The sequence below is a fragment of the Corynebacterium sp. 212_CJEI genome (assembly GCF_001055915.1).
Taxonomy (GTDB): Bacteria; Actinomycetota; Actinomycetes; order Mycobacteriales; family Mycobacteriaceae; genus Corynebacterium; species Corynebacterium jeikeium_D.
Map to the genome: position 1 here is coordinate 98,420 of NZ_JVPT01000050.1, position 13,856 is coordinate 112,275.

13 protein-coding genes are annotated in these 13,856 nt (G+C 60.8%); 1 reads left to right on the forward strand and 12 read right to left on the reverse strand.

Features of this window, described 5'->3' with window-relative positions; genetic code table 11:
- Nucleotides 1-50: 50 nt before the first annotated feature.
- From steA to ADB02_RS05600, 12 genes are all read right to left on the reverse strand, one after another.
- Complete coding sequence (steA, locus tag ADB02_RS05545) at nt 51-1,235, reverse strand: putative cytokinetic ring protein SteA (RefSeq protein ID WP_049189956.1); 1,185 nt, start codon at nt 1,233-1,235, stop codon at nt 51-53.
- Between the two features lie 25 nt (nt 1,236-1,260).
- A complete protein-coding gene (gene recN, locus ADB02_RS05550) occupies nt 1,261-3,000 on the reverse strand; it encodes a DNA repair protein RecN (protein ID WP_049189957.1) in 1,740 nt (579 codons plus the stop codon).
- Nucleotides 3,001-3,058: 58 nt separating this feature from the next.
- Complete coding sequence (locus ADB02_RS05555) at nt 3,059-4,057, reverse strand: NAD kinase (RefSeq protein WP_152682033.1); 999 nt, start codon at nt 4,055-4,057, stop codon at nt 3,059-3,061.
- Nucleotides 4,050-4,889 (reverse strand): TlyA family RNA methyltransferase, encoded by an 840-nt coding sequence (locus tag ADB02_RS05560; protein ID WP_049189979.1) that lies wholly within the window; start codon nt 4,887-4,889, stop codon nt 4,050-4,052. Before ADB02_RS05560 ends, ADB02_RS05555 begins: the two co-directional genes overlap by 8 nt.
- A gap of 5 nt (nt 4,890-4,894) precedes the next feature.
- Complete coding sequence (locus ADB02_RS05565; protein WP_049189958.1) at nt 4,895-5,170, reverse strand: hypothetical protein; 276 nt, start codon at nt 5,168-5,170, stop codon at nt 4,895-4,897.
- A 6-nt stretch (nt 5,171-5,176) separates the two neighbouring features.
- On the reverse strand, nt 5,177-6,217 hold the full coding sequence (locus ADB02_RS05570) for an HAD-IIA family hydrolase (protein ID WP_049189959.1): 1,041 nt from the start codon (nt 6,215-6,217) through the stop codon (nt 5,177-5,179).
- A 126-nt stretch (nt 6,218-6,343) separates the two neighbouring features.
- Nucleotides 6,344-7,501, reverse strand: a complete 1,158-nt coding sequence (locus tag ADB02_RS05575) for a hypothetical protein (protein WP_414630086.1) — start codon at nt 7,499-7,501, stop codon at nt 6,344-6,346.
- Nucleotides 7,502-7,595: 94 nt separating this feature from the next.
- Nucleotides 7,596-8,492, reverse strand: a complete 897-nt coding sequence (locus ADB02_RS05580) for an RNase H family protein (protein WP_049189961.1) — start codon at nt 8,490-8,492, stop codon at nt 7,596-7,598.
- Nucleotides 8,493-8,536: 44 nt separating this feature from the next.
- Entirely contained in the window at nt 8,537-9,295 is a 759-nt protein-coding gene (locus ADB02_RS05585; RefSeq protein ID WP_049189962.1) for an ABC transporter ATP-binding protein, read from the reverse strand.
- Nucleotides 9,292-10,335, reverse strand: coding sequence for an iron chelate uptake ABC transporter family permease subunit (locus tag ADB02_RS05590; protein ID WP_053087279.1), 1,044 nt, complete (start codon nt 10,333-10,335; stop codon nt 9,292-9,294). The genes ADB02_RS05585 and ADB02_RS05590 overlap by 4 nt, the downstream gene beginning before the upstream one ends.
- Complete coding sequence (locus tag ADB02_RS05595; RefSeq protein ID WP_049189965.1) at nt 10,328-11,275, reverse strand: ABC transporter permease; 948 nt, start codon at nt 11,273-11,275, stop codon at nt 10,328-10,330. The genes ADB02_RS05590 and ADB02_RS05595 overlap by 8 nt, the downstream gene beginning before the upstream one ends.
- A gap of 39 nt (nt 11,276-11,314) precedes the next feature.
- Nucleotides 11,315-12,322 (reverse strand): siderophore ABC transporter substrate-binding protein, encoded by a 1,008-nt coding sequence (locus tag ADB02_RS05600; protein ID WP_049189966.1) that lies wholly within the window; start codon nt 12,320-12,322, stop codon nt 11,315-11,317.
- A 369-nt stretch (nt 12,323-12,691) separates the two neighbouring features.
- On the opposite strand from ADB02_RS05600, the gene ADB02_RS11145 reads away from it, so the two are divergent.
- Nucleotides 12,692-13,696, forward strand: coding sequence for a tyrosine-protein phosphatase (locus ADB02_RS11145; protein WP_065421719.1), 1,005 nt, complete (start codon nt 12,692-12,694; stop codon nt 13,694-13,696).
- Nucleotides 13,697-13,856 lie beyond the last annotated feature (160 nt).

Consider the following 13,856-nt stretch of genomic DNA (forward strand, 5'->3'; position numbering starts at 1 on the left):
CTGACAGCCGAAAACTTTTAGGCGCTCCTAGTGCTCGAATACCGCTAAAACTACTTAAACAGCCCCTGGAACCACAGTGCAATGGAGTTCCACGTATCAATCAGATTCTCACTGACAGAACCATCACCGGAGGTACCAGCGATAGCGAAGATCACCGCAACGGCGACAAAGATAGCCAGGATTGCCCAGGCCACACCGAAACCACGGCTATTGACCTGGTAGAGGTCGGCGACCATGCGACCGTCGACAAGCTTCTCCCCGACCTTCAAACGCGACAGCAACGCCGACGGCACACCGCTTTGATTCTCAGCGTGGTAGATGCTGTCGATGTTCTGCGGGGCGCCGACGGAGACGACCATGTCGGCGTCGTGATGCGCGGCGAAGACCAGCGCCAAGTCAGTGGCGGAATCGGACAGCGCCGGGAATGTCATGGCGCCAATGCCGAGGTCCTGAATGCGCTCAAGGCCCACCGCGTGACCGTCCGGGTCAGCGGGCAGAATCACGCAACCAGCGGACCGCAGCGCCTCCGAGTTGATGTTCTCCGGATCACCGATGATGTAGTCCGGCTCGTACTTCAGGTCGAAGAGCGTGTCGGCACCTGCATCGACGCCGATGAGCAGCGGCTCGTACTCGCGGATGAAATTCTTTAGATCTTCCAGCGTCTTGCGGTGTCCCTCACCGGGGCTGACCACAACGACCTTGCGGCCGTGCAGTGGCTCTGTCTCGTCCGGAATGCCCAAGCCATCGATGTAGAGCGGAGACTCGGTCTTGGCGAACTCCACCAAGTTGCCGGAGAGCGCCTCCAGGCGGTCGACCATGCTGGTGCGGCCCTCATCGAAGGCGCGCTCGAGCTCGTCCTGGTCGACCTCGTCGCCCTGCCCAATCAGGCGGTCACCGTGGTAGAGCTTGCCGTCGTGAAGCCTTGCGTTCTTGCCGTCCTTGAGCTTCTCGAAGACCTCGGCGCCGGCGTTCTGCACCATCGCAATGTCGGCATCGCGCATCATCTGCGGGCCGTAATTCGGCACAAAACCCGTGGTAAACGCGCCGGTGTTCACCACTGCGGCGACCTTGGCATCAATCAACTGCTGTGCCAGTGGACGCGAGATATCCGGCGCATCAATCACCACGATGTCGCCTTCGCCCATGCGCTTGAGCGCACGCTCCAGGCGGGAACCGTCCCGCACAGTCCCCGAAATGCCAGGAAGATCTTTTTCGTTCCGAGAGAACAGACTCATGGCACTTAGTCAAACATAAGTGCAGCTACTTGGCCGCGAAGGCGCGCCGAGCTTGATCCAGAAGATCTTGCGCGTGCGCGCGTCCGGAGTCCGAATCGTCCAAGCCCGCCATCATCCGCGCGAGCTCGTCAATCCGCTCCTCATCGCCCAAGCTCGTCACCTTCGACGACACCGCGCCCGAACGGGCATCCTTACTGACCACCAAGTGGGTATCCGCAAACGCCGCCACCTGAGGCAAGTGCGTGACGACGATCACCTGGTTATTCACCGCCAACTGCTTCAGGCGCTTGCCAATTTCCACAGCCGCGCGCCCACCAACACCGGCATCGACCTCATCGAAAACCATCGTGTGCCCGGCCTGTCCTTCGGCGAGGACAACTTCCAATGCCAGCATGATGCGGGAGAGCTCACCGCCGGATGCGGATGAGGCCAGCGGGCGCGGCTCGGCACCTTCGTGGGCACGGAGCTTGAACTCGATGTTGTCCACGCCAGCGGGGCCAAAGGTCTCGGCCTTGGTAATCTCCACCACCAGCGAAGTGTGCGGCATGGCCAAGCCCTTGAGTTCCTTGGTCACGGCCTGTTCCAGGCGCTTTGCGGCTTTTGCGCGGGCCTTCGAGAGCTTCCGCGCGGTCGTGCCGAGCTTCTTCTCCGCGGTCTTAATCTCCGCGGTGAGCTTGTCCAGCGCTTCGCCGGAGACATCCAGCGTGGCGAGCTTGCGCTCCGCCTTATCCCGCCAGGCCAAGACACCTGCGATGTCCGGGGCGTACTTGCGGGTGAGGTTCTTGATCTCCACCTGGCGCTGCATGAGCTTGTCCAAGGACTCGGTTTCCTCCGGCAGGCCGGAGAGAAACGCGCCGAGGCCAGCGGAGATCTCGGAGAGCTGGCTGGTCAGTTCATTGAGTTGGTTGGAAAACTCGGTGAGTTCTTCGTCGTCTGCGGCAGCGAGCTCATTCGCGGCGGCGCCGAGGAGTTCGGCGGCACCGGAGTCTCCGGTGGCGGCATCCATGCCGGTCGTGCTCACGGCGGCGGCGCCATCGATGGCGGCCAGCGCCACGGCTGCTGCATCGCGGAGGCCGTCCAGATCCTGCATGCGGCGGATCTGGGAGGCCAGGTCCTGGTCTTCGTCCGGTTCGGGTGAGACCGCATCGATTTCTTCGATGGCGAAGCTGAGCTGGTCGGCACGCATGGCCAGCTCGCGGCGCTTGGAGGTCTTCTCTTCCAGTTCCTTGACCAGGGCGCGCCAGTGTGCACGCTGCTGCCGGTAGGTTTCCAGCGTTGGTGCGATGGTGTCGGCATCCATGCGGTCGATGGCCGCACGCTGCTCATCAGCGCTTTGCAAGCGCAGCTGATCATTCTGGCCATGAATGGCAACCAGACGGGTGGAGACATCCGCCAACGCCGCAGCCGACGCACTGCGACCGCCAACCCACGCCCGGGAGCGTCCCTTCGCGGAGACCTGACGGGCAAGCAGGTACTCGTCATTCTCATCGCGTTCGCCGCCGAGTTCAGAAACCACAGCATCGATGGTCGCTGACTCTTCCTCCGAGAGGTGCTCGGTGGACACGCGACCTTCCACCAACGCCTTGTCTGCGCCGGTGCGCACGCGGCCGGCGTCGGCACGCGCGCCACAGAGCAACTTGAGGCTTGTGACCACCATGGTCTTACCCGCACCGGTTTCACCTGTCAGTACGGTCAGGCCTGGGCTGAATTCAAGCGTCGCGTCCGGGATAACGCCGAGGTCGCGGATGGAAATCTCAGTCAGCATGGCGCCTGCAATCAGTCCTTCCCTTGAAGTGTGGGGTCTTGTCTGCCGTGTTTGGAGGCTATTGGGCTTCGGCGGGGCCGCGCCACCCGGACGTCGGCAAGCGGAACTTGTGCACCAGACGATCGGCGAACGGCTGATCGTCCAGACGCACCCAGCGAACCGGCTGCGCGCCGCGCTCGATTTCGATGCGGCTACCCGGCGGCATGGTGATGTTGCGGAAGCCGTCGAGCACCGCGATGGCCTCGGCGGTGTCGTGGTTGGTCTCAATCGCGATAGTCGAATGCGGTGAGATCACCAGCGGGCGGGAGAACAGCGCGTGGGCGTTGTTGGGCACGACGAGCATAGCGTCGAGCTCCGGCCAGAGTACGGGACCACCTGCGGAGAAGGCGTACGCGGTGGAGCCGGTCGGCGTGGAAATTAGCACACCATCGCAACCGTAGGAACTCACCGGGCGACCATCGACTTCCAAGATGACGTCCAGCACGCCACGGCGGTTGACATTTTCGATGCTGACTTCGTTCAGCGCCCAGCCCGAGCCAATGACGCGGCCGGTGGTGTCACGGACGGTGACGCGGATGGTCATGCGGTCTTCAATACGCCAGGAACGCTTGATGACGCGACTAATCGCCTCCGTCATGGACTCCTGCTCCCACTCGGCGAGGAAGCCCACGTGTCCCATGTTGATGCCGAGCACCGGCAGGTCAGCCGAGTGTGCAATATCAGCGGCACGCAGGAAGGTGCCGTCGCCGCCGAGGACGAGGACGAGTTCGCATCCCGACGCAGCCTGCGGCGAATGCCAGTAGCGCGGGTACTTGCCGAGCGTTGGGTGCGCGGCCAGTGCCTCCGGGTTCTTACCGGCCAGGACGCGGATATCGATACCCGCGGCCTCAAGCAGCTCTGCAGCCTCGGCGGCCATTTCCAGGTTTGCGCTACGGCCGGTGTGTGGAACCAGCAGAATCTCACGCTTGCCGGCGCTGGTCTTGGGCTTTCTATCCCGTAAGCTCGTTTTGGTGCTGGTCGGTGAGCTAGTCCGTGAGCTAGTCCGTGAGCTAGTCATTGTGCGGCCCCTCCTCAACAGCCTTGGCGATGGCCGCAGCCATAGCCTCATCACCAATATCGCTGGCGCCGCCGTCTTTCACTAGCCACAGGAAGAACTCCACGTTGCCGCTCGGACCCGGCAGCGGACTGGCCACGGCTGCGCGGAAGGACAGCCCCAGCGTGCGGGCGTACTCGGCGACTTCCTGGACGACTTCCTGGCGCAGCGCATCGCTGCGCACGACACCACCGGAGCCAAGGCGCTCCTTGCCCACCTCGAACTGCGGCTTGACCATCGGCAGCAGGTCAGCGCCTTCGTCCAGGCAGGAGACAATCGCGGGCAGGACCAGCTTCAAAGAAATAAACGACAGGTCGCCAACCATGACATCGGCCGTGCCACCGAGGATCTCCGGGGTCAGCGTGCGGACGTTAGTTCGGTCGAGCACAGCCACCCGCGGGTCATCCTGCAGGCGCCAAATCAGCTGACCGTAGCCGACATCGACGGCGTAGACGGTATCGACATCGCGGCGCAGGCACACATCGGTGAAACCGCCTGTGGAGGCACCGGCATCCAGCACCTTCCGGCCCTTCAAGTCCAGGCCCTGCGGCTCGAAAGCTTCCAGCGCGCCGAGCAGCTTGTGTGCACCGCGCGAAGCCCAGTTCTCGTCTTCTTCCAGACCACTGACGCGAATGGACACATCGCCTGTCACCGCAGTCGCAGGTTTGGAGGCGACAAAACCACCGACCTCTACTCGACCGGCTTTAATCATGTCCACTGCCGCCTCACGGGAGCGAGCAATCTTCCTTCGCACCAGCTCCGCATCGAGCCTGCGCTTAGGAGCTTTCTTTGCCACCGCGTTCACTTTCCTTCCCTGCGTGACGAGCCCAGGGCCTCATACAAAATCTCATGCGCCCGCTCGAACTGCGCGACTCTCTCCTGCGGAGTCGGCGCGGGCGCCGACAGTGCGGCCGCCACCTGCTCGCGGACGTCCTCCGGAGTTACCTCGCGCGCACCGGGCATCGCCGCCGGGCTAGGCGCAGGGCTCGGTACAGATGCAGGGCCGGGTTTCGGCCCCGGCACAGGACCAGCGCCCTGCCCCAGCCCCTGCCCCGGCTTCGGTGCAACCTCACTCATCGGCTATCACTTCCGCCAGGCAGCCAGCGCCGCCTCAGCAGCCGGGCCCTCCGCGCGGACCTGCGCTACCTCGACTGCGCCAGCACGACCAGCCTCAGAGTTCCACACCACATCCACGACCGTCAGCAGCGCCGCCACCGCGGCCTCCGCCGGGTTCGCCAACCGAGGATCTTCCATGTCACCGCCAGAAAGAACGATGACACCGGCCTCCGAGTCGTCGTAACGCGCGGTGAAACCAGCCTGCGGAGCCGGACGTGCCTGATCCAGCTCACGATTCAGGGCGGTCATGTCAGCACCGATGAGCGTCGGGCGGTGCTCAGGCGGCGCTGCGACGACGTCCATATGCGTGGAAACGCCCGTAACCACCATAAACGTGTCCATCTTTGCCGCATTTCCGCCCGCGATGTCGGTATCCAGACGGTCACCGATCGCCAGCGGATTCTTCGCACCCACACGCTCCGCCGCCTTAATGAACATCGGCGGCTTCGGCTTGCCCGCCGACAGCGGCGCCACGCCCGTGGTCGTCGAAATCGCCGCAGCGACCGAACCATTGCCAACCAGGAAACCGCGCTCCGACGGCAGCGTCGTATCCAAATTCGACACCAGGAAGCGCGCACCTCGCGACACCGCCAGCGCCGCCTCCGACATCTGCTTCCACGTCATCTCACGGTTGAGTCCCTGGAACACCGCCGCAGGGTTGTCATCAGCGGAATCCACCACGGTGTACCCCGCCTCACGAGCCAACTGCTTAAACGAGTCCGCACCCAACACAAAAACGTTCGAGCCCGGCTCAATGACCTCCGCCGCCATCTCAATGGCCGCCTGCGCCGACGTCATCACATCGTCCGCGTGAACGTCATAGCCCAGCCCATTGAGCTGATCCGCCACCGTCTGCGGCGCGCGCGAAGCGTTGTTCGTAATAAACACCATCGGCAGCACCGCCTCAGTCAGCCCCTCCAGCGCGTTCGGAATCGCCGCGCCGCCCTCGTAAATCGTGCCATCCAAATCCAGCAGAGCGGCATCATAGGAAGAAGCGACAGAAGCCATGTGGGTTCATTTCTCCTTTTACGAAATGGGAACGTTACGAAATGGGAACGCTTTACGACGAATTGTAGATGCGCAGCCCGATTGCGCCAGCGGTGACTGGTTTTGCGAGCCGGGCAGCTGGGCTGATTACTTGCTCAGCTCTTCGATGCGCTCGCGAGCATCGAGCATCTGGTCCACATCGATCTTGGCGCAGCGGGTAAACCACACCTTGGCATCGTCTTTACGACCGGCCTCCGCCAGCGCATCGGCGTAGGCGTAGAACAGACGAGCTGCTTCGAAGTCCTCGCGGTCCGGGTTCAGATCCTGGGTCTCCAGCTCGACCAGAGCCTCATCGATCTGGCCCATATCACGGCGAGCACCTGCGGCGACGATAGCCAGCTCAGTCTTGGACTCGTTGTCCAGCTGCTTGGCTTCCTCGGAGCGAGCCAGCTCGATGGCCTTCTCTGGGCGGCCGAGGCCGCGCTCACAGTCCGCCATGACCGCGAGCATGCCCGGGCCACCGGAGATGCGGCGAGCCGCACGCAGCTCAGCCAGGGCTTCCTTCCACTCACCTGCGTGGTAGGCGGCAACACCAGCGGTCTCACGAACGACACCGACGCGACCTGCGCGGTCCTTCGCTGCGCGGGCGTGCTCCAGGGCACGCTGCGGGTCTTCAGCCATCAGGATTGCGGACATGATCATGTGACGAGCGACCTTGTCGGCGTTGTCCTTAGCCAGGCTCTTCAGATCCTGGCGCACGCTCGGGTCGAGCTCATCTGCACGAATGTCATCTGGCAGCTTCGGCTCGTTCTTGCGGGCCTCAATGCGCTCCTCGCGGAAGCCTGGGCGCTGCGGACCGGTGCGGTGCGTACGCTTCTCATCCTGGAAGCGGCCACCACGGTTGGAGCGACGTGGCTTGCCACCACGACGGTCGAAGTTGCGACCTTCCTGGCCACCGCGTCCGCCCGGGCCGCGACGATCATTGCGGTCATCGCGATTGTAACCACGACCGCCACGGCCACCGCGCTCATTGCGGTCGCCGCGGTTAAAGTCACGATCATCGCGATCATCACGACGGAAGCCCCGCGAACCACGGGAATCGCGGTTACCGCCATGACCACCGTGACCACCACGGCCACGACCACCTGGGCCACCACCCTGTCCACGACGATCGTTGCGGTTGCGCCCGTTAAAGCCGCCCTCGCCACGACCATGGGAACGGTTAGACCCGCGGTTTCCGCGATTTCCTCGGCCTTCGCCGGAACGAGGACCTTCGTGCTCAGCCATGAAGTCGGAGCTCCTTATAAGTAATGAGTAAAAGAATTTATGTGTTTTCAGGCTACCAGTAACCCCGGATTGCCTGGTGGTCTACCTAAAAGACCAAACTTTCATACTACCGCTAAGACCTGCCCACATTCCAGCCCAGCAAACGTGCGGAACCTGTGGCCTTCCCCACTGCCTGGGACAAATCCCAGACAGCCAGGCCCACCCAGTCGTCGGTGGTGAACTGCGCGGTGGCGGTGGTTCCCTCGACGCGGAGCTCATGCTCGGCATCCGAAAGTCCGTCTGGCACGTCGAGGTTGGCGCCCAGCGCGTCGTTAAGCAATGCCTTGAGTGCGCGGGCATTGCCCTGTTCAGCGCGATGTGCGGCGCGGCGGAAAATGGTGAGCGCTTCCTTGGCGGCATCCTCGGGTGTCACGGTGGTGTCGACGGCGAGGTCAAAGAGGCCTTCTTGCTCGAAGGTTGCGGCCTTGGGCGTCTTGGGCTCGGAACTAGGCGCGGCGGGCGCGGTTTTTGTCGGCGCAGTCTTCGTCTGCGCGCGACTACCCGCGCCAGCGAACCCTGGCCCCTCGGGTACGGCGGTGCCCTTCTGATACGCGGTGGCGGCGGCTCGGGCGCGCTGATCTGCAGCTTCGTTCATGTCGTGGCCAGAGTGGCCCTTGACCCATTCGAGATGAATGTTGCGACCAATGAGCAGCTGGTCGATGCCCTGCAAGATGTCCACGTTGAGGACGGGTTTGCCGTCGCGCTTCTTCCAGCCCTTGCGCTTCCATCCCGGCATCCACTTGGTAACGGAGTTAATCACGTACTGCGAATCGCACAGGACGAACAGTGGCTCATCGGGGATGTGAGCGGTGGCGCGGAGCAGCTCGGCAAGAGCGGTGAGCTCCCCGCGGTTGTTGGTTCCCTCTTTCCATCCGCCGGCGGCCCAGCAGCTGTCGTCGATATACCAGCACCACCCGGCAGGTCCGGGATTGTGGAGGGCGGAACCGTCAACGGCAGCAGTAATAGTCATGAGGCTAGATTGTATCGGCTGCGTGGACCCGGCCTGGAATTGGCTTAAGAGCCGTAGCAGGCGACCGGGCCGTGCGGGCCCTCGACGATGTCAATCTGAGTGTTGAAGATTGGGCTCAGCACCTCCGAACGCATCAGCTCTGAGGTTGGGCCGTGCTCAACAATCTGGCCGTCTTTCACCGCACAAATGTAATTGGCGTAGCGAGCCGCGAAATTGATGTCATGCAACACCACCACCATCGTGCGCCCCAACTCGCGCACTGCAGTGCGCAGGTACGACATGATGTCGACCGAATGAGAAATGTCTAGGTTGTTCAACGGCTCGTCGAGAAGCACGTAATCCGTCTCCTGACAGAGCACCATTGCGACATACGCGCGCTGACGCTGACCGCCCGAGAGCTCGTCGAGGTAGCGGCCCTGGAGCGACTCGAGGTTGAGGAACTCGATGTACTGAGAGATGATGCGCTCATCCTCGGCGGTCAGGCGCCCCTGGCTGTACGGGAAGCGGCCGAAGCTGACCAGCTGGCGCACGGTGAGACGCGTGACGAAGTGGTTGTCCTGGCGCAGAATCGACAGCACCTTCGCCAGATCCTTCGACTTGGTCTTGCCCACGTTGTACGGGCCGACGTTGATGTCGCCGGAATCGACGGCCAGAAGGCGGCCAATCATAGTCAAGAGCGTGGACTTGCCCGCACCGTTCGGTCCGATCAGCGCCGTGATCGCGTTGTTTGGAATTTCCAGGTCAACGGGGCCAATCGACACCTCACTGGTATAGCTCTTGCTTACACTGTCGAGGAGAATCATAGCCGTCCCTTCTTCAAAACGACGTAGAGGAAGATCGAACCGCCAACCAGCTCGATAATGATGGACACCACGCCCTGGGCATAGAAAACGTGATTGAGAATGAAATACGCACCGGCCAAGGTGACGTAGCCGATCAGCGCCGCCATCGGCAGCACAAAGCGATGGTCATAGGTATCCGCAGCCTGGTACGCAATGGTCGCGACCAGGAAGCCGAGGAAGGTCATCGGGCCGACCATGGCCGTCGATACGGCCATCAGCACCGACACCGCGACCAGCACAGTGATGGACCGAACCTGGTAGTTCACACCCAGATTCGTCGCGACTTCGCGGCCGAGCGACATGACGTTGAGGGCCCGCGAATGCAACGCGATCACCACGATCGCCCCTATCACGAGCGGAATCGCCACCGGGAAAAACTCCGGGTCAGCGTTGTTGACAGAGCCGAACAGCCGCGCCGTCAGCAGGTCAAAATCCGAAGGCGTGAGCATGCGCTGCATGAACGTCGACAGCGAAGCCAGTCCGCCACCGATGACAATGCCCACCAGCAGCATGCTGTGCATATCCGCGCCCTGCCCGGTCAGCAGCCACGCATACAGCACCAGCGACAGCCCCACCATCAGCGCGAGCTGCAGCACAAACGCGCCAACCGAGCCAGCTTTCATCAGGCCGGTCGCACCGAAGAAGTACACTGCAGCGGTACTGATAGCCACGTACAGCGCCTCAAAACCCATAATCGACGGCGTAATAATTCGGTTATTCGCAATCGACTGGAACGCCACCGTCGCGACGGCATGGCAGCAGGCAACCACGATCATCGCAATGACCGCATCAAGGCGCCGACGCGCGATCAGCCAAAAGCCGTCCGTACCAAACGGCAACGGATTGTCCCATGCAAGCAGACCCGCGGTAAACAACGTCGCCAAGCCCGCCAGCACAGCAATGATAATCCAGTACCTGCGCGCCGCTGCACCCGTGCTAAACGACGTCGTTTGCGCCCCAGCCGGGTCGGCCACCGTATGAGTTGAACTGAGATTAAGCACGACGCCGCTCCACAATCAGATAGACGAAAATGGCAGCACCCAGGATGCCGAGAATCACCGATACTGGAATCTCGAACGGGGCGATAATGACGCGGCCAATCAGGTCCACGACCGTCACAATGGCAATGCCCACCAGGCATACCCAGGGCAGATTGGAGCGCAGATCATCGCCACGGAACATGGAGACGATATTCGGGACGATGAGCCCCAGGAATGGGAGGTTGCCCACCACGACGGTGACCAAACCTGTTGCGATTGCAATCAGCCCCGTTCCCAGGAACACGATTCGCTTGTAGTTCAGACCGACGTTGGTGGCAATGTCCTCACCAAGCCCCGCAACCGTTAACCGATCGCTGAATACGAAGACGATTGCAACCACGATGACGACCAGCCACAGGAATTCGTACTGCCCTTTATAAATGGCAGTAAAAGAGCCTGCGAACCACACGCCTAGCGACTGCAGCATGTCCGTCTGCAACGCAAAGAAAGTCGAAATCGAACTGACTACCGCACCCAACATGATGCCCACGATGGGCACAACCAGACTTGACTTCAAAGCGACACGGCGCAAGAACAGGAAGAACACTGCCGTGCCGATGAAAGCGAAGATGATTGCCCCACCCATCCGGCCAAGCATCGAGGCCGAAGGAAAGAAATACATCACGAAAATCAGGCCGAGACCAGCCCACTCCGTGGTTCCCGTGGTGGTGGGTTCGACAAACTTGTTGCGCGTAAGTAGCTGCATGACCAAGCCACACATCGCCATCGCGGCACCCGAGAGCACTAGTGCAATGGTGCGCGGTATACGCGTAGTGGCGAACATCTCCCAGCCGTCGTCGGCGCCCAGGATGTCGTATTGGCCTACAAACAGCGACATAGCCACCAGGACTGCCACAAAGGCAATCCCGATGGCTAGTCGGGAATCCAGTAACTTCTGCATAGAGTTGGTGAGGTACTCCTGTGACTGGTCAGAGAACTATTAGGCCTGCTCGAAGGCGTCGGCAAGCCCGTTCAGAATCTCCGTGTACGTGATGATGGACTCGTTGGTGTAAGTGTCCTCTGGGGCGTAGTAGATCTTGCCCTCCTTGACTGCCTTCACGTTCTTCAGCGGAGCGGCTTCCTCGACCACAGACTGTGCCGAACGGTACTCATCGGTACCGCGGACAGAGGTGCCAGCATCGCGGTCAAGCACCATGATGAAGTCCGGGTTTGCCTCAGCGATGGACTCGGCGGAAATCTCATCACCCTGGTGGTCATCGCTGGCCTTGTCGACCTCCAGCGCCGGCTTCATGCCAATCAGGTCGAACAGCGGGCCGAAGGTACGACCAACAGTCGGAGCAATGTAACCGAGGGTGCCGCCCGACGAGTTCAGCGCCATGACCTTCACGTCCGGGTTGTAAGCCTTGCGAGCGCGCTCCAGAGCCTTGTCAAAGTCTGCGATGAGCTGATCGGCTTCCTTCTCCTTACCGAAGATGGTGCCCAGGCCCTTAGCGTGGCGCTTGAGCTCCTCGTCCAGCGGCTTGCCCTCGCGCGGCTCAAACTCCACAATCGCGGAGTTCGGAGCGAGCTTCTTCAGGTCATCGTAGTACTTGCCGAAACGCTGACCGTTCACAATCAGGTCCGGGTCAGCAGCAGCAACAATTTCGAGATTCGGCTCGCGGTGATTGCCGATGTCCTGAACGTCAGGATTGTCCTTGTAGTCGGAAACCGTGAACGGGATAATCGGTTTAGGAGCTGCAGCCAGCTTAATACCCCACTGATCGAGCATCTCGAAGGAACGGTTATCCGTCGCCACAACAGAGTCAATCTCGGCAGGTACGGTCTGCTCACCATGATTATCAGTAACGGTAATAGTAGACCCGTTGCCTGCAGCTGCAGACTTATCCTCGTTACCGGCATCAGTAGAACATGCACCAAGAACAAGTCCAAGGCTCGCAACAGATGCAACTACGATATTGCGAATACGGCCGGAGTTAGAACGCGCCACTTAAAGGCATCCCTTCGGTCACAGTAGGATTGTTAAACAAACGCGACTTAGACGCCGTTACCCAATCACTTACTTAGGTAATCATTACCTGTGAGACATTAGCTTAGGGTTCCCTATTTAACAAGTAAATACGTTATGAAATTGCGCAATATTTAGGGCATGTTTCGAACTTGTCTTAGTGTTGGCTAATTTGGACTGGTAGCGGACCTTTTCCGAGTAGTGCAGCCAGGTACCCCCGTTACGTTCTTACCGCGTTCCAGAGGGGCCTATTGCGCGGGCATGGCTATGCGGGCGCGCGGGCAAGACTATGCAGGAAAGAGCTTTTCTTATAAGTTGCCGAAAACCTGAAGCACACTAACCTCAATACCCGTGAATCCAACTAACCTAAGCCGCGCGAATCATCGCGCTAAAGTCTCTGCCCTAACCGCGGCCCTTCTGCTACCACTCGGCACTATTGCCCCATCGCCCGCGTTGGCTAGCCCTGACACCGCGTTGTTTAATGCAGTCACACCAGGGATTAGCGCGACCGAAACACAGGACGCCGGTCAGACTACTACCGCCACGGCACCAACCGGATCTCCAACCCCTATCGAGTCCGGCTCACTATCCTCACTCAGCAACTTCCGCGATGTAGCGGGCAGTAGCGCCAACCTAATCACGACCGAGGACGGTCGCCGCATCCGCCAAGGCCTCGCATACAGGTCAAACGCCTTACGGGAGCCAAGCGACGAAGATCTTGCCCGCATGACGCAGGCAGGCGTGACACGCGTCGTCGATTTGCGAAACATTAAAGAGCGCAGCGAAGGCCCAGACGTCTTGCCCGACGGCGTGACTTACCAGGTAGCGGACATCATCGATGTTCGCAATGGCTTAGGCTTCGTGAAGAGTCCTGTCGCAACTACTGGCGAGCAGCTTTACGGCCACGCGCCCGAGTTCTACGAAGCAGCGGGAGACAGCATCAAAGCGCGTGATGCAGAGATTTTCGACGATGAAGTGAAATACTTCGGCCAACTGCTCGGCTATGAATTGATGATTACCGGAGAAGCACCGCGAACCGCTTGGAAGGATCTTCTCCAAGCACTCGCATATGAAGACGGCGCCGTCGTTTTCCACTGCAGTGCTGGCAAAGACCGAACCGGCCTCGGTGCCGCGTTCCTCTTGGCCATCTTGGGAGTTAGTTACGAAGCAATCGAGCAGGACTTCCTTGCCAGCAACGCTTACCTCAATCGTGAAGACGCGGTAGACAAAAAGTGGCTCAAGATGTCGTGGGACGCTATCGAAGAGAACTACGGTACTTTCGACAACTTCGTCCGACAAGGCATCGGGCTTTCCGACGCTGACATCAACCAATTGCGCCAGAAGTATCTGGTATAGAGCCACGCCTTACCACAACAACCGTCGTTGAATGTTGTTTACTCGTGGGTAACAAAAAGTAGGCCGCAGCAGCCCACCCCACACGGGAACTGGCTACCACGACCCACACAATAAATTTTTTATGCCGGCGGCGACCTACTCTCCCACACCCTCCCGAGTG

Coding starts and splice junctions, on each gene's coding strand:
- steA (WP_049189956.1), bottom strand. CDS start 1,235: ATGAGTCTGTTCTCTCGGAACGAAAAAGATCTTCCTGGCATTTCGGGG.
- ADB02_RS05595 (WP_049189965.1), bottom strand. CDS start 11,275: ATGCAGAAGTTACTGGATTCCCGACTAGCCATCGGGATTGCCTTTGTG.
- ADB02_RS05555 (WP_152682033.1), bottom strand. CDS start 4,057: ATGACTAGCTCACGGACTAGCTCACGGACTAGCTCACCGACCAGCACC.
- ADB02_RS05565 (WP_049189958.1), bottom strand. CDS start 5,170: ATGAGTGAGGTTGCACCGAAGCCGGGGCAGGGGCTGGGGCAGGGCGCT.
- ADB02_RS05585 (WP_049189962.1), bottom strand. CDS start 9,295: ATGATTCTCCTCGACAGTGTAAGCAAGAGCTATACCAGTGAGGTGTCG.
- ADB02_RS05570 (WP_049189959.1), bottom strand. CDS start 6,217: ATGGCTTCTGTCGCTTCTTCCTATGATGCCGCTCTGCTGGATTTGGAT.
- ADB02_RS05580 (WP_049189961.1), bottom strand. CDS start 8,492: ATGACTATTACTGCTGCCGTTGACGGTTCCGCCCTCCACAATCCCGGA.
- recN (WP_049189957.1), bottom strand. CDS start 3,000: ATGCTGACTGAGATTTCCATCCGCGACCTCGGCGTTATCCCGGACGCG.